The organism is Pseudomonas sp. CF161, from assembly GCF_000416215.1.
Lineage (GTDB): Bacteria > Pseudomonadota > Gammaproteobacteria > Pseudomonadales > Pseudomonadaceae > Aquipseudomonas.
This window is the reverse complement of sequence record NZ_ATLP01000118.1, coordinates 17,733-36,399: the sequence shown is the minus strand read 5'-3', so window position 1 is coordinate 36,399 and position 18,667 is coordinate 17,733. Positions and strand designations below refer to the sequence as shown.

General features: G+C 61.1%; 17 protein-coding genes. 10 read left to right on the top strand and 7 right to left on the bottom strand.

Annotation, left to right across the window (positions count from 1 at the left end; all coding sequences use genetic code 11):
• Positions 1-661 precede the first annotated feature (661 nt).
• From CF161_RS28395 to CF161_RS28360, 8 genes are all read left to right on the top strand, one after another.
• Positions 662-1,195 carry a hypothetical protein gene (locus tag CF161_RS28395; RefSeq protein WP_020300084.1) on the top strand — a complete coding sequence of 178 codons (534 nt, stop codon included), beginning with the start codon at positions 662-664 and terminating at the stop codon, positions 1,193-1,195.
• A 290-nt stretch (positions 1,196-1,485) separates the two neighbouring features.
• Entirely contained in the window at positions 1,486-1,992 is a 507-nt protein-coding gene (locus CF161_RS28390) for a nuclear transport factor 2 family protein (RefSeq protein ID WP_020300083.1), read from the top strand.
• Entirely contained in the window at positions 1,989-3,083 is a 1,095-nt protein-coding gene (locus CF161_RS28385) for an amidase (protein ID WP_043230674.1), read from the top strand. Before CF161_RS28390 ends, CF161_RS28385 begins: the two co-directional genes overlap by 4 nt.
• Positions 3,084-3,126: 43 nt before the next feature.
• Entirely contained in the window at positions 3,127-4,401 is a 1,275-nt protein-coding gene (locus tag CF161_RS28380; protein WP_020300081.1) for a Rieske 2Fe-2S domain-containing protein, read from the top strand.
• A 16-nt stretch (positions 4,402-4,417) separates the two neighbouring features.
• Positions 4,418-4,894, top strand: a complete 477-nt coding sequence (locus CF161_RS28375; RefSeq protein WP_020300080.1) for an aromatic-ring-hydroxylating dioxygenase subunit beta — start codon at positions 4,418-4,420, stop codon at positions 4,892-4,894.
• A 16-nt stretch (positions 4,895-4,910) separates the two neighbouring features.
• Entirely contained in the window at positions 4,911-5,867 is a 957-nt protein-coding gene (locus CF161_RS28370) for a PDR/VanB family oxidoreductase (protein ID WP_020300079.1), read from the top strand.
• Between the two features lie 204 nt (positions 5,868-6,071).
• Entirely contained in the window at positions 6,072-7,232 is a 1,161-nt protein-coding gene (locus CF161_RS28365; protein ID WP_020300078.1) for an OprD family outer membrane porin, read from the top strand.
• A gap of 74 nt (positions 7,233-7,306) precedes the next feature.
• On the top strand, positions 7,307-8,563 hold the full coding sequence (locus CF161_RS28360) for an MFS transporter (RefSeq protein ID WP_020300077.1): 1,257 nt from the start codon (positions 7,307-7,309) through the stop codon (positions 8,561-8,563).
• A gap of 61 nt (positions 8,564-8,624) precedes the next feature.
• Here the strand turns inward: CF161_RS28360 and CF161_RS28355 are convergent, their stop codons facing one another.
• Both CF161_RS28355 and CF161_RS28350 read right to left on the bottom strand, forming a co-directional pair.
• A complete protein-coding gene (locus CF161_RS28355) occupies positions 8,625-9,563 on the bottom strand; it encodes a LysR family transcriptional regulator (RefSeq protein WP_043230663.1) in 939 nt (312 codons plus the stop codon).
• Positions 9,564-9,953: 390 nt separating this feature from the next.
• Complete coding sequence (locus CF161_RS28350) at positions 9,954-10,238, bottom strand: hypothetical protein (protein ID WP_020300075.1); 285 nt, start codon at positions 10,236-10,238, stop codon at positions 9,954-9,956.
• 299 nt (positions 10,239-10,537) lie between these two features.
• Between CF161_RS28350 and CF161_RS28345 the strand changes: the two genes are divergently transcribed.
• On the top strand, positions 10,538-10,891 hold the full coding sequence (locus CF161_RS28345) for a hypothetical protein (RefSeq protein ID WP_020300074.1): 354 nt from the start codon (positions 10,538-10,540) through the stop codon (positions 10,889-10,891).
• 12 nt (positions 10,892-10,903) lie between these two features.
• Here the strand turns inward: CF161_RS28345 and CF161_RS28340 are convergent, their stop codons facing one another.
• From CF161_RS28340 to CF161_RS28320, 5 genes are all read right to left on the bottom strand, one after another.
• A complete protein-coding gene (locus CF161_RS28340) occupies positions 10,904-11,350 on the bottom strand; it encodes an NUDIX hydrolase (protein WP_020300073.1) in 447 nt (148 codons plus the stop codon).
• 250 nt (positions 11,351-11,600) lie between these two features.
• A complete protein-coding gene (locus CF161_RS28335; RefSeq protein ID WP_020300072.1) occupies positions 11,601-12,173 on the bottom strand; it encodes a type 1 glutamine amidotransferase family protein in 573 nt (190 codons plus the stop codon).
• Positions 12,174-12,293: 120 nt separating this feature from the next.
• A complete protein-coding gene (gene pnuC, locus CF161_RS28330) occupies positions 12,294-12,884 on the bottom strand; it encodes a nicotinamide riboside transporter PnuC (RefSeq protein ID WP_020300071.1) in 591 nt (196 codons plus the stop codon).
• 34 nt (positions 12,885-12,918) lie between these two features.
• The gene (locus CF161_RS28325; RefSeq protein ID WP_020300070.1) at positions 12,919-15,111 is read right to left on the bottom strand and encodes a TonB-dependent siderophore receptor; all 2,193 of its coding nucleotides are present in this window, start codon (positions 15,109-15,111) and stop codon (positions 12,919-12,921) included.
• A gap of 384 nt (positions 15,112-15,495) precedes the next feature.
• Positions 15,496-15,822 (bottom strand): phosphomannomutase, encoded by a 327-nt coding sequence (locus CF161_RS28320; protein ID WP_256206965.1) that lies wholly within the window; start codon positions 15,820-15,822, stop codon positions 15,496-15,498.
• Positions 15,823-16,364: 542 nt separating this feature from the next.
• Here CF161_RS28320 and CF161_RS28315 point away from each other — a divergent pair.
• On the top strand, positions 16,365-18,587 hold the full coding sequence (locus CF161_RS28315) for a polysaccharide biosynthesis tyrosine autokinase (protein WP_020300068.1): 2,223 nt from the start codon (positions 16,365-16,367) through the stop codon (positions 18,585-18,587).
• Positions 18,588-18,667 lie beyond the last annotated feature (80 nt).

Genomic DNA, 18,667 nt, shown 5'->3' with positions numbered 1-18,667 from the left:
ATTTCTTATCCCTACTCCGGTCTCTGCTCCAGTAGAGGCTGTGGTTTGCTTGCTTTGAGTGGTTGGTAGTCTGTGTGCTAGATATTCCTGTCCACAAGCTTCTTCATTGGTTTTGTAATGTAATTACCTTACCGCGCTCGCACCCGGATGCGGAACCACTGGTGCGCGTTTGGCGGCGTCGCTGAGTGAGAGTCAGGGGAGTGGGCGAATCAAATCGTTTGATAAGCAAATAGTCCACACGCGGCATAACTCAAGTTCTGGTGTTAAAAGTTTTCTCGGTGCCTGCTTTGCTAGCACCTTAGTTTGAATGTCGGTAACGCTTGCTCTGCAGATGCGCTACGATCCTTGGTCCTCGGAAGGAGATCAAACGGAATGATCGGTCGTTTAGTTGTATGCAATTTACTGGCGACGCAACTATTGACAGTATTCATTGCGAGTAAAGGGGTTGGTTACCTGGGCGAGGAGGACTGGCAAGCGAAAAGACGAGGTTCAGCCTGGCAATGGGCTCCCGTAGTTTTTTGAACTCGCATTCAATTTCAAAAAGTTCAGAACGCAGTACGTACCATTTGATATGAATGTCTATCGATATGTGCGGTTCGAATAGAAGGCAAGCAAGTGCTGTCCGGCTTCCCTACGGCATTTGGTTTATGGAGAGTTATCGGTGTTACAGACGCTTTGGGTGTTGTTCCATTGGGATGCTTTTGAGTCTATCGCAATACTCGCACTCCCTTTTCAGCTCTTTTATTTGGTTTGGACTTTGGTTGCCAATATAACCATCCGTTTGCGTGGTCGTATTCCTTTGTTTTGGGCCAACGCGTTGGTGGGAGTGATTGCGAGTTTGGCGGCAATGAAGGCTTGTATGGTGGCTCTGCCTTATGCGCTCGATTATCAAGAGTACCGTGAGAGTGTTCGGCAGTTGGCAGTTCAGGAACGTTTACAGCGACAACAGGACTCGCCAGATGTTGATACGGGCCCCGTCGAGTTGGCAGGCGGGATCGGGGGGCTGGAGGTAATGAAAGTTTTTATGGCGTTGACGTCCTACTGGGTTGATTCCAAGCAGCTTCGTGAGGAAGCTCAGCCGTTGGAAGATCGGAAGAGTTCACAGCCCCAACTGATGTCTAAAGCTGTTGATGCTCAGCCTGTCAAAGCTCCTTCAAATGTTATTGAAGAAACTTCAGATTCTTCAGGGCGGTGATAAGAAATACGTCTCAAGAGCCTCGCCTTAGCGGGGCTTTTTATGTCTGGAGGTTATCCCTCATGAAATTAAATTCTGTTGTTGCCTCTTTCATGGGATAGCCGTGCACCAGCTTCCAGCAGACTGATCCGCTCCCACCTACCCAACGCCATGCCCCCTCACCACCCGCCCCCCAACCCTCAACTCGTTGCATAAAACGCAACAAGTTACTCACGCCCTGTGATTGTTGCCCCTCCAGCTCATCGCTAATTTCCTGTCATCGCAATGTAAACGCTGGCAGGTGCTCTCTTATGAATTCATCCCTTGCAGATATTACGGTCCTGGCCGAGCGCGTCAGGGTGCTTGAGGCTGAGTCGGCGGTGCGGCGGGTGCTGCATCGCTACATGGCGTTGTGCGACGTTCCCGGTGAGGAAGATCGTCTGCCGGCGCTGCGCCAGTTGTTTTGCAGCGATGCGTATTGGCAGGGTGTGGGGTCGCGTTATGCCCGCAAGTTCGGTCGGCTTGAGGGGCGTGAGGCGATTGTGGCGATGCTTGCGGGTTATCTGCCGCCTAACCCGCACTTTCGCTTCAATGCGCATTTTCTGGCGGGCGAGCAAATTGCCGTTGACGGTCTTGAGGTGACTGGCCGTTGGTTGCTGCAGCAGCTCTCGCGTTATGACTCGGGGCAGGGGGAAGCCATTGTCGCTGCGCTGAACCTGAGTTTTCGCCTGGAGGAGGGCGCCTGGCGCATAGCGTCTTTCACCACCGAGCGACTCGATGTCTGCCCCCTTGCGCACGCACAGGAAGGACAGTCATGAGCCCGCTGGTTGTTGAAACTCATAAGCGGGGACCAGGGCCTACCGTGGCCATAAAGGATTCGCTGGATGTGGCCGGCTGGCCAACCCGCTGTGGCAGCCGTGCCTTTGAAGCGGCGCCGCCGGCCCAGCGCAACGCTACCGTGGTGCAATCGCTGCTGGACGCGGGTTGGCAGGTGGTCGGTAAAACCGTGTTGCACGAGCTGGCCTTTGGCGTCACCGGGATCAACGACTGGGCGGGTACGCCGATCAATCCTCAGGCTCCCGAGCGCATTGCGGGTGGCTCGTCCAGCGGTTCTGCGGTGATTGTCGCCCAAGGCGCGGTCGATGCTGCGCTAGGCACTGATACCGGCGGTTCGGTGCGTATGCCTGCCGCCTGCTGCGGTGTGTACGGGCTGAAACCGACCTTTGGCCGCTTGAGCCGGGAAGGTGTATCCCCGCCGTTCAGTTCCCTGGACTGTGTAGGGCCCATGGCCCGCGATCTCGACACATTGGTCGCCGCGATGCGCGCCATGGACACCACCTTCGTGATGCCCCGGGCGCCTGAGCGGGTCCGCATCGGCCTGGTGGATGTGGCCTGCGACTCCAACATCCGCGCTGCCATTGACGAGGAAATCAGCCGTCGTGGCTGGGGCTGTGAGGTCGTCAGCCTGACGCTGCTGGACTCGGCCTTCGACGCGGCGTTGACCGTGATCAATGCTGAAACCTGGGCCGCATTTGGCCAATACACCGGTCGCGGCCTGCTGGGTGCAGACATCGAAGCCCGACTGCTGCGTGCAGCCGCCACCGATGACGACGAGCTGCGCGCCGCCGAGGCTGTCCGCGCTGCGTTCAGTGAACAGGTGGACGGGTTGCTTGCGCAGTTCGACGCCCTGGTGCTGCCCAGCCTGCCGCGATTGCCGCCCTTGCTGGCGGATGTGCGCGCTGGTGCGCCGGTAATCGATATGACCCGTTTTCTACGCCCGTTCAACCTCAGTGGCCACCCGGCCCTGAGTGTGCCCATCCCCTGTCCACAAACCTGTTTGAAAACCAGCCTGCAACTGATCGGGCGCAAGGGCGGCGATGCGCAGTTGTGCGCCATCGCGAACGCCTGACTCATAAAAAACGCTGCTCGACATCAACGTATAGGACCTGACCGTGACCCAACTTATCGACGCCGTGAACCTGGGCATCAACCCCGCTGACCTGGTCAAGCCGGACCGTGTCCACACTTCGCTGTATACCGACGCCAAGCTGTTCGACGCAGAGCTTGAAAAGATTTTCTACAGCACCTGGGTCTGGGTGGCGCATGTCAGCGAGATCCCGGAGTCGGGCAGTTACAAAAGCACCTACATCGGCAAGCAGCCGGTGATTGTGGTGCGTGATCGCAAGAACCAGGTGCACGTGCACCTCAATCGTTGCCGTCATCGCGGGGCAACCGTCTGCGAGCACAAGAAGGGCAAGACCAACAGTTTCGTCTGCCCCTACCACGGCTGGAGCTACGCCCTCGATGGGTCGTTGCGCGGTGTGCCGCATCCGGAGAGCTACGGGGATTGCCTGGATAAAGGCGAACTGCCCCTGGTGAGCCTGCGGGTGGAGGAGTACGCCGGGATGCTGTTCGCCACCTTCAAGGACGACATCGAACCCCTGGTGGACTTTCTCGGCCCGGCGAAAAAGTGGATGGACTTGTTCATGAAGCAGGGCGCCGGTTATCCGATCAAGGTCCCGGGCGAGCACCGTTTCCGCTTCCCCGGCAACTGGAAGATCCAGCTGGAAAACACCACCGACGCCTACCACTTCCCCCTGGTGCACAAGTCGTTCCTGTCGTCCGTGGATGAACAGACCCTGGCGCTGTTCGATTTTGTCGAAGGCCCGGGCTACGTCGAAGACCTGGGCAACGGCCACAGCGTGATGGTGATGATCCCCGACCTGGTGGACCTGGAAGCCGACCTCGACAAGCCGATCCCGGAGCGTTTCGCCGGGCTGGCTGCCGAGTTGCGCGATGAAGGCCTGGAAGAGAACCAGGTGCGGCGCATTGTTCGCGCCGTGGGTGGTTCGGGCTTCAACCTCAACCTGTTTCCCAATGTCGCCTGCTCCATGGCGTTCTTTCGCGTGTTGCAGCCGATCTCGGTGCTGGAGACCGAAATCCATCATTCGGTGATCACCATGGACGGCGGCCCGGTGGCGGCCAACCGCTACCGCCTGCGGCTGCACGAGCACTTCCAGGGCCCCATGGGCTTTGGCACCCCGGACGACTCCGAAGCCTGGGAGCGGGTGCAGAAGGGCGCCAGTGCCGGGGAAAACCTGTGGATCATGCTCAACCGTGGTTTGCCCGGCGAACGGGCGACCGAGGATGGCCGGGTCAGTGATGTCAGTGCCGAGACCGGAATGCGCGCGGCCTACCAGCAGTGGAAAAAGATGATGTCGGCGTAACCGGCGGAGAACCTTGATGAACCTGAATTTACTGAACGAAGTCACCGCTTTTATCTGGCAGGAAGGCGACATGCTCGACCATGGCGAATTCGATGCCTGGCTGGACCTGTGGATGGAGAAGGGCACTTACATCATCCCGATCGACCCCCATGAGCAGGACTTCGAAAACACCCTCAATTACGCCTATGACGACGCCGGCATGCGCCAGTTGCGGGTGCAGCGCCTGACCAGCGGCGAGTCGATTTCCACCAGCCCGCAGCCGCGTACCGTGCGCACGTTGTCGCGCTTTCGCGTGCTGGCGGAAAACGCGCAACAGGTAACGGTGCGCTGTGCGCAGAACCTGCGGGAGTTTCGCAAAGACTCGCTCAAGCACTACAGCGCCGACATCGTCTATGAGCTGGAACGGGACGCAGGCACCTTCAAGATTCAGCGCAAGCTGATTCGCCTGATCAACTCCGACGATACCCTCGCCGGTATCGGTTACATCCTCTGAGCATGGGCGTGAATCGATGACTGACAGCGTATTGAAGGTGGTGGTGCACAAGGCCCGGCAGCAGGGCGGCAACGTGCTGGTGTTGGACCTGTGTGCCGCGGATGACACGCCGTTGCCGGCGTTCGAGGCCGGGGCTCACGTGGATGTGCATTTGCCCGATGGCCTAGTGCGCCAGTATTCGCTGTGCAGCGATCCGGCAGACCCTGGCTTCTATCGATTGGGGGTGCTCAAGGATCCGGCCTCGCGCGGTGGCTCCGAGGCGGTGCATGCCACGTTGCGCGAGGGGAGTGTGGTGACCATCAGCGCCCCGCGCAATCTGTTTCCCCTGGCGGTTGATGCCCAGCGTTCACTGTTGATCGGTGGCGGAATCGGCATCACGCCGATGATCGCCATGGCCCATGCGCTGCATGCCCGGGGCGCTGATTTCGAGTTGCACTATTGCGGTCGCTCCCGCAGCCAGGCGGCGTTTTTGCAAGAGCTGGCCAGTGCAGCGTTTTCCCAGCGGGTGAGCACCCATTTCGATGACGAGCCGGCCGGCAAGTTCGACCTGAATGCCGTGCTCGGCGCGGCGGCTCCAGGCTGCCATGTGTACACCTGCGGGCCGTCGGGGTTCATGACCTGGGTGATCGACGCGGCCACGGCGGCTGGCTACGGCAATGAGCAGGTGCATCGCGAGTATTTCCAGGTCGAGGTTGACGGTTCCGGGGAGGCCTTCGAAGTCCACACCGCCCGCAGCGGTAAAACCCTGCAGGTGCATGCCGGGCAAAGCATCGTGCAGGCCCTGGCCGAAGTGGGCATCGCCATTGACGTGTCGTGCGAGCAGGGCGTCTGCGGCACTTGTTTGTGTGACGTGCTGGAAGGCGAGCCCGATCACCGTGACGTCTACCTGACGGCAGACGAGCGCGAGGCGAACGATCAAATGTTGCTGTGCTGTTCAAGGGCGCGCTCCGGGCGCCTGGTGCTGGATATCTGATTCACAAAACAACAATAAAAAACATGACAGCCGCGGGCGTTCAGATCGGCGCTGTCATTCACTGCCATGTCTCTGAAGCTCTGCCCCCAACCGTGGCAAACCTGTATGGATGTAACTATGTCAAAGCGAGCTTTGCGTGTGCATGCAATTCACTCCTTAGGGCTTATAGGGATAGCAATACCGTGGTCGGCCCACGCTGACCTGATGGACGAGAGTCACCTGTCCTTGAACTTCAGGAACCTGTACCTGAACCGCAATTTCACCAACAGCGAGGCGCCCACCTCCAAAGTCGGCAACTGGTCCCAGGGCTTTGATCTGCAGTTTCAATCCGGCTACACCGACACCCCCCTGGCCATTGGTTTCGATGCCAACGCCCAGTACGCGTTGCGGCTCGATTCCACGGGCAACGATGGTTCATTGCCCTACAGCTCCTACGAGCAAAAGGCCGCCGATGACTACAGCCGCGCCGGTGGCACGCTGAAGCTGCGTTACGCGAAAACCGAAGTGAAAATCGGTGATCAGAAACCCAACCTGCCGATCGCCTCCAACGATCCCAGTCGGCAGCTCGATACCATCTACCAGGGCGCAGTGGTCAACTCCCGGGACATAGACCGCCTGGAACTGACGGGAGGGCGCTTCTGGTCCAGCGTCACCCGGCAGTCTTCCAACCACGAGCAGCTCTACAAGTACGGCTCGACCGACGATCTGGACAGCAAGGGGCTGGATTTCGGCGGCGGCACCTACTCGTTCACGCCGACCCTGCAAGGCACTTACTTTTATGGCGTGCTCAACGATATCTACCGCCAGCACTACGCCGGTCTCAAACATGCGCTGGACCTGGGGGACGGCTACGTCCTGAAGACTGACCTGGGTTACTTCAACAACAGTGAGGATGGCAGCGCCCTTGCAGGCAAGGTCGACAACCGATCCTACAGCGGCCTGGTGACCCTGCAAAAAGGCGCCCATCTGTTTGGCGTCAGCTATCAGCGAATGCTGGGTGAAACGGTGTTCCCGACTCTCAATGGCTATGTTCCGCAACCGTATCTGCCGAACTGGGCAGGCCTGCCATTCATCCGGCCGGACGAGCGATCGTGGTCGGTGCGTTATGGCTATGACTTCGCAAACATGGGGCTCCCCGGCCTGAAACTGTTCACGCGCTACATCAAGGGCACCGCCATCGACCGTGGTGCCGGGTTGAGCCATGACCAGGAAAGTGAACGCAACATCTTCCTGTCTTATGTGGTGCAAAGCGGTGCGCTCCAGGGGTTGAGCGTTGACCTGAAGAACTTCAACACCAAGCAGAAGTACGGCAACAACTATGACGAGTACCGCCTCGTCACCTCATACACCTGGAAGATCTGGTGAGCCGCTGGCTCGGTTTGGAGAAGTAGATGAGTAATTTCAAAGCAGGCGTTAGCCAAACACCCAGCTCTTCCACCATGCGCCGAATTGTCATCGCCTCGGTGTTTGGCAACGCATTGGAGTGGTATGACTTCTTCCTGTACGGCACGGCGGCGGCGCTGATTTTCGGCCCGCTGTTCTTCCCTGCCGGGACTGATCCGGTGCTGGGCACCATGGGCGCGTTCGCAGGGTTTGCCGTGGGCTTTTTTGCCCGCCCCCTGGGCGGGATTATCTTTGGTCATATCGGCGACCGGGACGGGCGCAAAAAAGCGCTGGTCATGACGCTCAGCATCATGGGCGTTTCGACATTCCTGATGGGCTTGCTGCCGACATTCGAACAGGCGGGTTATCTGGCGCCCATCACCCTGGTGCTGTTGCGTATCGCCCAAGGCATCGCCTCAGGGGGCGAGTGGGGCGGTGGCGTGTTGATGATCAGCGAAAACGCGCCGGCCAATCGCGTCGGTTTCTATGCGGCCTGGAGCCAGCTTGGTGTTTCCGGCGGGTTTGTGCTCTCGGCCGCGGCGTTCTACCTGGTGCAGATGCTGCCCACCGAGGATTTCCTGAGCTGGGGCTGGCGCCTGCCGTTTCTGGCCAGCGTCCTGGTGTTCGGGGTCGGTATCTACATTCGCCGCAACCTGCCGGAGAGCCGCGATTTCGAGGATGCCGCGGCGCAACGGGCAAAGGTCAAGCATCCGCCGGCGATGGAAGTCCTGCGCAAGCACCCCCGGGAAGTGTTCCAGGCCATGGGGCTGCGCATGGCCGAAAACAGCTGCGCGTATATCTTTCTCGCCTTCGTCATGGCTTACGCCAAACTGACCGGCTTGAGCACGCAAGTGGTGCTGGGCGGGGTAATGGTCGCGATGATAGTCGAGGCCTTCACCATTCTGTTCTGGGGTTGGCTGTCCGACATCATTGGCCGGCGTACGGTGTACGCCATCGGTTCCATCAGCCTGGTGCTGTTCGCGTTCCCGTTTTTCTGGTTGATCGACACCCATGTCAGCGGCTACGTCTACCTGGCACTGCTGGTGGGCCTGGCCTTCTGCCACGGCGCCATGATCGGCACCCAGCCGGCGTTGATGGGGGAGTTGTTTCCGGCCCATGTGCGCTATTCCGGCATGGCCTTGGGGCATGAGATTGCGTCGATTTTTTCCGGTGGGCTCGCACCGTTGGCGGCAACGGCCTTGTTCGGGGCCTTCCACTCGGCCTGGCCGGTGTCGGTGATGCTGATTGTGTTTGGCCTGATCACCACGGGCACCTTGTTCAGCATCCGATGCAAACCGGATGTGCCTCACTGACCTTGCCCCGACAAACAAAGGCGGAACGGTTTCGACGTTCCGCCTTTTTTGTGCTTCCGGTTCAGCCGGCGTTGCTCAATTTGCTGATTGAACGCGCCAGGTGGCGGATCAGCTCCTGGGTGACGGGGGGCAGTTTGCGTGACTGGCGGCGAATGATCTGCAGCTCGGTGCTGTTCATCTCCGGGCACTCCACCTCAAGGGCCACCAGGGTTCCGGCCTTGAGCTCCGGCAGGATCATGACCTCGGCCAGCAGGGTGCTGGCCATGTTGGCTTTGACGAAGTCGATGATCACTTGCAGTGAATTGGCAGTGATCGCCGGTTCGATTTCAAACGGCTTGCCCTTGCACGACAGGGTGACCAATTCCCGCACCCGATAGCCGTGGTTGGGCAATACCAACTGGGTGCTCGCCAGTTGTTCCAGGCTAATGGATGGCTGTCGGGCCAGCGGGTGATCAGGGTGGACGATGGCCCGCAGCGGCTGCTTGATACCGAACTGGCGGCGCAATGCAGGGTTGGGATGGGGGGCGAAGAGCACGCCGATCTGCGCCTGGTCTTCCATCACCATGTGCTGAACTTCAAGGGTCGGGGCAATCAGGATCTCGGTGCGCAGGCCCGGGTAGGACTTGAAAAAACTCTGCAGCTTGCCGATCAGCTGTGCACCGAAGAGCCCTTCGCCCACGGCTACCACCGTCTTGCCCAGGTGCTGCTCGCGCAAATCGTCCAGCCGGTTGAGCAGCGCCTCATGTTGGCTCGCCCGTGCACGGTAGTAATCCACCGTGACCAGGCCCGCTTCGGTCAGGCGAATGCGGTGAGTGCCGGCCTCGATCAGATCGATGCTCAGCTCTGTCTGCAGTAAATTAATTTGCCGGCTGACCGATGACGGGGCGATCCCCAGCTGGTCTGCCGCAGCGCGCATGGACCCAAGTTGATAGCTGAGAAAGAGGTATTTCAGCCGCTGGTCCTGAAACTCCAGGGACGGCGTAAGTCGTGAAAGATCCATGCAAGGGCGACCTCTGAACTGCACATCAGGCGAAAGGAGCGCGACTCGTTGTTCGTGCTCTCGTTATGGTTATTGTTTTTTTTGCAATTAACGTGCCCCACCCGAGGTCGTTTCCAGCTCTGCGCGTGGGCTGTTTTCTGCTGGCCGTCCCTGATCAAAACAGCGTGCATGCGCCTTGGGGCATGCACGCTGAGCAAGACCCCGGGTGGGCGGTTGAGGCTACTATTTGCGCGGCTCGGGGCGTTACTGGAAATTCGTACAGACAGGCAGTTGCAGGGTTGGCCTGGACAACAAAGCCCGCGCTCGGCGGGCTTTGGCGGATCAGCGCTCAGGTCAGCGCGGCGCAGGGGCTGGATCTGCACCCCCGTTTGCCTTGGCCGCCCGAATGTCTTAGACAAACGGTTGCGACGCAAACCCCCGAGGCAAGCGTTGCGGCCCCTTCATGGCGGTCAGTCGTTCGCGCCATGCGGCGCGCCAATCATTGGCGGTGTGGGCGGCCCTGGCTTTGCGGGCGGCGCGACGGGTGGCGTTGCGCTCATCCTTGCGGGCCTGTTTGTAGGCGTCGGTATTTCTGCAGCTACGGCATTTGACCCGGGTCAGCTCGGAGCTTGAAACCAGGTGGGTGCCGTGGTGGCCGCAGGCAAGGTGCCCTGCGACCTTGTAGTGGGTGACCATGGGGTGTCTCCTTCGTTAAGCGGGCGGCACCCGGAACAGCCTGGGGTGCTCGCTCGATCAGGCGAAGTACTCGATTGCCAGAGTGCTTCGCTGCGTCTGAATCCGCTTATCGCTGATGACGACATCTCGACTCTCGCCCGTATCAGCAGCGTCTTCATAAAGGTTTCGACCTTTACGGACCTGTGACGTTCACCTGCAAGCTGGCACCTTGCATGCCCCGGGAGGTCGCGCTGGACGCGCACTCTGTTGTATTTTTGCCCGCGGTCGCCATTTCGCGCCTGTTTTGCGGATCACGCCCCATGGATACCCAGCAACTGAAGGAGGCCTGCGAATGCCTCATCAAGACCGACCACCAGGACCATGAAGACATCATCTGGTCGCTGCAGCAGGCCGCCGACCCTTACAGCGTGCCGTTCCTGCGCCAGGCGGTGTTGTTGAAGCCGCTCCTGGAGTACCTGGAATATGACGACTATGGCGCCTACTACAAGAAGTGCTTCTGGGCGCTACGGGCGATCGGCACCCGCGAGGCGGTGGCGGTGATCAAGGCGTTTGCCGAATCCGAGGACGAGGTGATCAAGGAGCAGGCGCTGTATCGCCTGCACAAGATCCGCCATCCCGAGACAGGTAGCCGCTACCCACGCCTGGATACCTGAAACGGCGCGGGCTCAGTCGAGCAGCCCGGCCTTCTTCAGCAGCTCGTACAGCCCCACGGGCACCAGTGGCGCCTGCTGGGTGAAGCTTGAGCTGGCATGCCAGCGTGCGGTAAAGGCCATGCCGTCGGTTTCATGGCCATCCAGGTGAGGCTGTTGGTACAGGCTTGGGTCGTCGAAGTCGGCGTCGTAGACCTGCACGATTTCATGACCCGGGGTGCCGTCGTACATAAACAGGCTTTCCAGGGTGCCGAGCAGCCGAACGCCGCTGATGGCCACGCCCAGTTCCTCCCGGACCTCCCTAACCACCGTCTGTGCACTCAGCTCACCGAACTCGATGCCGCCCCCGATCGGGCGGAAGAAGTGCTGGTCTTTGACCTTGTCGTACGCCTGGTTGACCAGGATTTTGCCGTTGTGGTGAAAGACGCAGAGGGCAATCGGGCGAATACGTTGGGCAGCCATGGGCGGGGTCCGGTCAGTTGAAAAAAGGGCGCTATTAGAGCAATGCCGATCAGTTAAGCGCCAGAGCGAACGACACCTAACCTGTGGCGAGGAAGCTTGCTCCCGTGGGGCCGGCCGGGGCTCTGGGGCGTAACAGTGCCCTTTTTGGGGCCGCTGCGCGGCCCAGCGCGAGCAAGCTCCCTCGCCACCATGACAGTGCTTGCCCTTAACTGACTGGCATTACGCCATTGGAGCATGCTTTTTTGGGTGTTCAGCCAGGCTGACGGTGCTCTGCCGCGTGCATCGCCAGGTAGGCGTCCAGGCGTTCATCGTGGATGCCCACGACCCGCAGGATCTGCGCCATAAAGCTCACGGGCGCGGTGCCCGGGGCGGTGACCACACGCTGGTCGGCCACGGCATAGGGCACATCCTGATAGTGGGCGGCCCCCGCATAATTGAGGGCCAAGAGGTTTTCTGCCGAGTTGGACGTGTGGCGCACCGCATCCAGCACACCGGCTTGGGCCAGGACCCGGGTGCCGTCGCAAATGCCGGCGACGATCAGGTTTTGAGCATGGGCGGTGCTGACCAGGGCGCGGATGTCCGGGGCCTGCGCGGACTGCCAGACCGTGCCGCCACATACGATCAACAGATCGAACTCATCGAGTTGGATATCTTCGATCGCCAGGTCAGGCAGGATGCGCATGCCGCCGGAGGAGGTCACCACCGCGCCGCCAGGGCTGGCAAAGCGCGTCTGGAAGCCGAAGTAACCGCGGCCCGTGGAGTTGATCAGGGCGGTTTCCCAATCGGCAAAATTTTCGCTGAGGAGGGTGAGGGCGCGTGTCATTGGAGTGTCCTTCTCATGAGGGTTGAGGCCTGCTTCTGGCGTCGAGGAGCCTGAAATCGCCGTCAGCCTAACCGAGTCAGGTGTCAGTTTCTGTCAGGAGCAGGTCAGGTCCCCGGCGTATCAAGAGGGCTGGCAGGCGGGGCGCGGGTGTTCCTGGCGCGCCAGGTCCTGTTGCCAGGCACGCAGGCCGTACACCGCCAGTACCACGAAGCCTGCGTACAACCCGGCCGTCAGGTGCAGGTCCTTGAACAGGAACAGGCCGACATACAGGCAGTCGAGGACGATCCACAGCCACCAGCTGACCACGTACTTGCGCGCCGCCCAGACACTGGCCACCAGGCTGAAGGCAGTCAACAGCGCGTCCATCCAGGGCGCCGAGGCGTCGGTGTAGCGGTGCATCAGTGCTCCCAGCAACAGTCCGCCGATAGCGCCACACAGCAGGCCCAGCAGGCCTTCGCGCAGGGGTAGGCGCGCCACCCGGACCTTGCCGTCGGCCAAGCCGCCCTGGCTCCAGCGCCACCAGCCGTAGCCCTGCAACACCACGAACACGCCCTGCAACAGGGTGTCGGAGTAGAGCTTGGCCTCATAGAAAATCCACCCGTACAGCAGCACCGCAAGCACGTTGACCGGCCAGCACCAGCGGATTCGCCGGGCGGTCAGCCAGACGCCAAGGATGTTGGTGATGACGGCAGCTATTTCGAGATCGGACATAGCAGGTTCCTTAACTCACACGTCAGTGGGGCTATCAGAAGTTGATCGAAGCACTCAGGCGGGCCGTCAGCGGCGCGCCCTGGAACAGGTAGGCATCGCCCATGTATTCGCCGGCATCACGCCAGTAGCGCTTGTCGAACAGGTTGTCGACCGTCAGGCGAAACACCGTGTCGTAGCCGTCGATGCGGGTGCTGTAGCGGCTGCCGAGGTTGAAGATGGCGTAGGACCCGGTCTGCACCTGGCCCAGGTTGTCGGCGTACTTGCGGGCACTGTATTGCACGCCGCCGAGCACGGCCAGGCCATCGAACCAGGGCAGGGCATAGTCACCGTAGAGGCTGGCCCGCAGCTTGGGGACGTTGATTGCCTGGTGCCCGTCATAGGCGTCGGTGCCACTGTCGCTGACCCGGGCGCGGATCGCTGCCACGCTCGCCGAAATCTGCAGGCGCTGGCTGGCCCAGCCATTGGCCGAGAGCTCCAGCCCGGTGTTTTTCTGTTGGCCCTGCTGGACGAAGGTGAAGGGGTTGGCGACGTCATCGTTGGGCCGCGAGTACTGGTAGGCCTGGCGCAGCTGGAACAGCGCGGCGGCGAAGCTGATGCGCTGCCAGTCATACTTGACCCCGGCCTCGATCTGCCGCGACACGCTGGGCGCCAGGATTTCAAATGAGTTGCTGGCGAACCACGGCGCTTCGCGGCCCAGGGCCAGGCCCTTGCTGTAGCGCGTATAGAGCGCCAGGTTGGGCGCCGGTTTGTAGATCAGCGCCGCCTCGGGCAGGAACACGTATTGCTGGGTGTGCCGGGCGTCGCTGCCGTTTTCGTCGAAGGCCTGTTCGTCCAGGCGCACTTCGCGCCCGCCGAGCACGGTCTGCCATTGCTCGTTGAAGCTGATCCGGTCATTGATGAACAGCCCGTACTGGCGGCTGTCGAGGCGGGTGTGGGACTCGTTGAGCGGGCCGCTGTAGCGCGGCAGGTCCGCCGGTTCGCTGTTGATGTTGCCGCTGCCCAGCCATTCGTTGATCGGCTTGCGTTTATCCACCACGCGGCGCAAGGCGCTGGTGCCGACGCTGAGTTCATGGCCCAGGCCGGCGGTGTCGAAGCGGCCGCTGAGCATGGCCTGGGCTTCGTCGGTGCGCCGGGTGTCGTCGGGGCTGCGGAAGTCGTAGATGTCGTAGTCGCCTTCAGGGCTGAAGTAGTTGGCGACGCCAGGGGTGATGCAGCCGACGGTGCAGCCGCCCCAGGCGAACGAACTGTAGTCGTCGATCACCACCTGGCTGCGCGACGCGCTGAAGCTGCCTTTCCACTGTTCGTTGAAACGGTACTCGAAGTTGCCATTGAGGTTCAGCGCCTCGCTGCTGACCGGCTTGGAGCCGCTCTGGTGCGCCAGCAGTTTTTTCGGCGAGGCGTGGTGCGGCAGCTGGGTGCCGCCAAGCAGTTGGTAGCCCGGCACCGAGCGCTGTTCCTTGGTCTGGTACTCGGCATCCAGTTGCAGCAGGGCGTCGGGGCTGATGTTCCAGTCGAAGGCCAGGGACACGAAGTCGCGCTGGCCATTGGCGTGCTCGACGTAGGAATGCAGGTCTTCATGGGCCACGTTGGCGCGCAGGCCGAATTGCTGCTGGCTGCCGAACCAGCCGCCGACATCGGTGGCCAGGTAGCCGCTGCCGCGATCGTCGGTGGAGACCGTCACCGAGCGCACGTCGGTCGGGCGCTTGGTCACGTAGTTGATCAGCCCACCGGGTTCGCTGATGCCGCTCTGCAGGCCGGCCAGGCCCTTGAGCAGTTCCACCTGCTGCTTGTTTTCCAGGGCCACATTCTGCTCGCCGGTGATAGTGCGGCCGTTGATCTTGTAGCTGCTGGCGGCGTTCAGCGAGAAGCCGCGCACCACGAAGTTTTCGTAGTAGCCGACCGGTGCGTAGCTGTCGCCCACCGAGGCATCGTTGCGCAGCACTTCGCTGAGCAGGCGGGCCTGCTGATCCTTGATCATGGCCTCGTTGATCACCGTGATCGAGGCCGGGGTGTCGAGCAGGGGCGCAGCTTCGAAGCCGCCGACCGACGCGCTGTGGGCCTGATAGCCCGAGGTGTCTTCACCGGTGACGGTCATCGCCGGCAGTTCGGTTTCGCTGGCCTGGGCCGCCGGCATCGCGTTGGCCAGCAGCAGGCCCAGGGTCAGCAGGTTCAGTGTGAACCGCGGGGCGGACACTCCTGGGCGGGCCGTCCGGTAAAGCGTATCCATGTAAAGCTCCTCGACGACTGCGATCCCGGGCCAGGCGCGTGCCGGGCGCAAGGCCCCAGGCGCGCTCCAGGAAGGAGCCGTGTTGTTAACACAGGAAAAAGCGATGCGTGCCCTGAGGGCGTCAGGCCGGAGTTGCTCCGGTGGTCATTGGCAAGTCTGAATCCGCGGCCCACGCTTGAAGCGCGCCATCATACAAGAGGACGCCGGTGCATCCGACTGTCGATGTTCAACAATCCTGCTTGAGTGAGGAGCCCTGCATATCGCTGAAGGGGCAGCGACAGAGGCCGGTGTTGGCTCAGAGAGCGGACGTGGTGCAGATCTTGGCGGGGGCGGGACTGGACTGGATCCGGCACCCGGTCTGGTCGTGGGGTGCGCTACCGGCAGTCATTGCGACTGAGGAAGCTCGGCCTGCGGTGCGATCTGCATCAGCAGTTCGCGGGTCTTGCTGTGCATCAGGGCCAGATCACCACGGCTTTGGACATTGAGGCAGGCTTCGTTGCCTGCCGCGCAGAGCCGCAGCCAGAAGCGCCAATCGGCAAACACCAGGCTCAATCCGTTGCGCTCATCGATGTCCAGCGCCTCGGCTGCGTAGCGCTGCTTGATGCCCGCCAGCAGGGTGGCGCCATGTTGGGCGCGACAGCGGATTTCCCCGGAGGCCGGGAACACGCCGATCCGCTCTATCAGCAGCGACGGCTTCGGCGCACGAGGCAAGATCAGTTCCAGGGCGTAGGCGCGAACGATGAGGGACGCCAGGCTGCGTTGGCGGAGCGAGTCGCCTGGCTGGGGTGGGCTATCTATCTGGCAAGCGCTCGATGTTTTCATAGTCCGGATCCATGGAGTCAGAGACAGCGGGGTTCTTTTCGGTGGGGAAAATAAAGAGCTGCCAAGGGCGACCCGGTTTTTAATCTAGAAGGTTTGCCTGGGTTAATACACCCACTGTTAAAAATGGTCTGGTTAGTTGTGATGAGTGTTTTTTCACGAGGTTAAAAGAGCACTGTTATTTTTCGGCAGCTGTGAATGATGGGCGTTGTGAAGTGCTCATGCTATTAAATGGCGCCTGCAATCATTCTGCTTGTTATTCAAAGTAACCGTTCGAGTCTCCCTTTACCGACACTCGCCCTGAGTGCGGCGTGCTTAACAATAAAGTGGGTGATTTTGCTGTTTGATCGGGGGTTCAACTGTCCATCTTTGGAACAGCGTTTAGTTTGCTGACAATTATTTCGTGAATCGCACTAAGGCAAAGAGTCCGACTTATGCAGCATGTGCCAGTAGTCAACGGACGGGCGGACGACAATGACGAGATCGATGTGCTCGGCCTGTTGGCGGCACTGCTCGATCATAAGTGGCTGATTGTCGGGGTGAGTGGTGCATTCATGTGCATCGGCGTCGCCTACGCGTTGCTGGCGACCCCCGTGTTCCAGGCCAGCGCGATGCTGCAGATAGAGGTCAGGCGCAACGACCCGCTCGGCCTGGCCCAGGCGGGCGGGGTGGCGGACAGCGAACCGCCTTCGGCCACCGAAATGGTGTTGATCCAGTCGCGTTCGGTGGTGGGCCAGGCCGTGGATAAACTGCAGTTGGATATCGTCAGCCGGCCGCTGTATTGGCCGCTGGTGGGCCCGTACCTGGCGCGGCGCTTTGGTTTGAATAATCCCGGGCAATTGGCCGAACCCCGGCTGGGGCTGGACAGTTTTGCCTGGGGCGGCGAACTGCTGGAGATCCTCGAATTGCAGGTCCCGGATGCGCTGCGCGGACGCAAGATGATCCTCACGGCGGGTGAGCAGGGGCAATTCAGCCTGACGGATGAGCAGGGCCGCGAGCAACTGGCAGGAGCGGTCGGTGAGCGCCTTGAAGGCAACGGCTTTGCGATCCAGGTCGAGCGATTGCGTGCGCGTCCGGGAACCCGTTTCGAGGTGCTGCGCAATACGCGCCTGACCAGCATTCTTCAGTATCAGGAGGCGCTGGAGGTCAGTGAGCACGGCAAGGACTCGGGCATGATCGTGCTGTCCCTGGACAGTGACGACCCCTTTCGCGCGATCAGGATCCTCGATGAAATCGCCGCGATCTATGTGCGGCAAAACGTCGAGCGCAGCTCGGGGGAGGCAGCGCACAGCCTGGCGTTTATCAAGGAGCAACTGCCCTTGGTCAAAAGCGAACTGGCGACCTCCGGCAATGCCTTGAATGCCTACCAGCGGCGCAGCAAGTTGGTGGACGTCACCCTGGAGACCCGGGCGCTGCTCGAACAGATGGTGCGCCTCGACACCAGCCTGCTGGAACTCAAGCAGCAACAGGCTGAAATGGACCGCAAATTCACCCGCCAGCACCCGGCCTATCGCTCCTTGCTGAACCAGATCGGTGCCTTGAGCCGCCAGCAGCAGAGCCTGGCAGCCAAGGTCCAGGCCCTGCCGGCGACCCAGCAGGAGCTGCTCAACCTGACCCGGGATGTCGAGGTCGGCACGGCGATCTACACCCGGTTGTTGAACAAGTCCCAGGAGCTGGATGTAGTGCGCGGCGGGACCTTTGGCAATGCGCGGTTGATCGACCCTGCCGAGGTCAATTTTCTCAAGCCGATCAAACCGAAAAAGCCGCTGATCGTGCTGGTGGCGACCCTCCTGGGCGGGTTCCTGGCGGTGGCCCTGGTGCTGGTGCGCAAAGCCATGAGTCGCGGTCTGGAAAGCCCGGCAGCCATCGAGCAACTGGGCCTGGCGGTCTACGCCTCGATTCCCTACAGCCGCGCGCAACAGCAGTACGAAAAAAAGCGCAGTCGCAGCCGGGCACTCACCGCTCCGCAGGGCGCATTGCTGGCCATCACCCACCCGGGTGATCCGGCGGTGGAAGCGCTGCGCAGCTTGCGCACCAGCCTGCATTTCGCCATGCCCCAGGCGGCCGATAACCGGGTGATGATTTTCGGCCCCGGCGCCGGAGTGGGAAAGACCTTTATCTCGGTCAACCTGGCGGTGGTGATGGCGCGCACCGGGCTGCGGGTGTTGCTGATCGATGTCGATATGCGCCGGGGGTACTTGCACGAGGTGTTGGCCCTTGAGGTGGACAACGGGCTCGCCGATGTACTGGCCCGGCGCTGCGAAGTCGACAGCACGATCCGTGGCACCGGGGTCGACAACGTGGATTTCATCAGTCGTGGGCAGCTTGCGCCCAACCCCTCGGAGCTGCTGATGCACGTCAGCTTTGCCGCACTGTTGCAGCAGATGAGTGCGCGCTATGACCTGGTACTGCTCGACACGCCGCCACTGCTGGCGGTGACCGATGCCGTGATTGTCGGGCGCCAATGCGCGACCAATCTGCTGGTCACGCGGTTTGCCCTGAGTGCGGCCAAGGACATCGAATTGACCCTGTGCCGACTGGAACAAAACGGCGTGCCCATAAAAGGCGCGATCTTCAACGGAGTCCGTAAAAAAGTGTCGCGCAAGTCTGGTTATAACGCCGGTGGTTATTACTCGTTTGCCCAGGCCAACGTTTGAGCGACGTTATTGTTCGTGCGACTTGCGGCCCATTGTTGGCCGGTCGCGCTACTTAAGAGCCGAGTGCTCTGGTTGGTTTG

Coding starts and splice junctions, on each gene's coding strand:
- CF161_RS28390 (WP_020300083.1), top strand. CDS start 1,486: ATGAATTCATCCCTTGCAGATATTACGGTCCTGGCCGAGCGCGTCAGG.
- CF161_RS28385 (WP_043230674.1), top strand. CDS start 1,989: ATGAGCCCGCTGGTTGTTGAAACTCATAAGCGGGGACCAGGGCCTACC.
- CF161_RS28375 (WP_020300080.1), top strand. CDS start 4,418: ATGAACCTGAATTTACTGAACGAAGTCACCGCTTTTATCTGGCAGGAA.
- CF161_RS28370 (WP_020300079.1), top strand. CDS start 4,911: ATGACTGACAGCGTATTGAAGGTGGTGGTGCACAAGGCCCGGCAGCAG.
- CF161_RS28365 (WP_020300078.1), top strand. CDS start 6,072: ATGGACGAGAGTCACCTGTCCTTGAACTTCAGGAACCTGTACCTGAAC.
- CF161_RS28360 (WP_020300077.1), top strand. CDS start 7,307: ATGCGCCGAATTGTCATCGCCTCGGTGTTTGGCAACGCATTGGAGTGG.
- CF161_RS28355 (WP_043230663.1), bottom strand. CDS start 9,563: ATGGATCTTTCACGACTTACGCCGTCCCTGGAGTTTCAGGACCAGCGG.
- CF161_RS28350 (WP_020300075.1), bottom strand. CDS start 10,238: ATGGTCACCCACTACAAGGTCGCAGGGCACCTTGCCTGCGGCCACCAC.
- CF161_RS28345 (WP_020300074.1), top strand. CDS start 10,538: ATGGATACCCAGCAACTGAAGGAGGCCTGCGAATGCCTCATCAAGACC.
- CF161_RS28340 (WP_020300073.1), bottom strand. CDS start 11,350: ATGGCTGCCCAACGTATTCGCCCGATTGCCCTCTGCGTCTTTCACCAC.
- CF161_RS28335 (WP_020300072.1), bottom strand. CDS start 12,173: ATGACACGCGCCCTCACCCTCCTCAGCGAAAATTTTGCCGATTGGGAA.
- pnuC (WP_020300071.1), bottom strand. CDS start 12,884: ATGTCCGATCTCGAAATAGCTGCCGTCATCACCAACATCCTTGGCGTC.
- CF161_RS28325 (WP_020300070.1), bottom strand. CDS start 15,111: ATGGATACGCTTTACCGGACGGCCCGCCCAGGAGTGTCCGCCCCGCGG.
- CF161_RS28315 (WP_020300068.1), top strand. CDS start 16,365: ATGCAGCATGTGCCAGTAGTCAACGGACGGGCGGACGACAATGACGAG.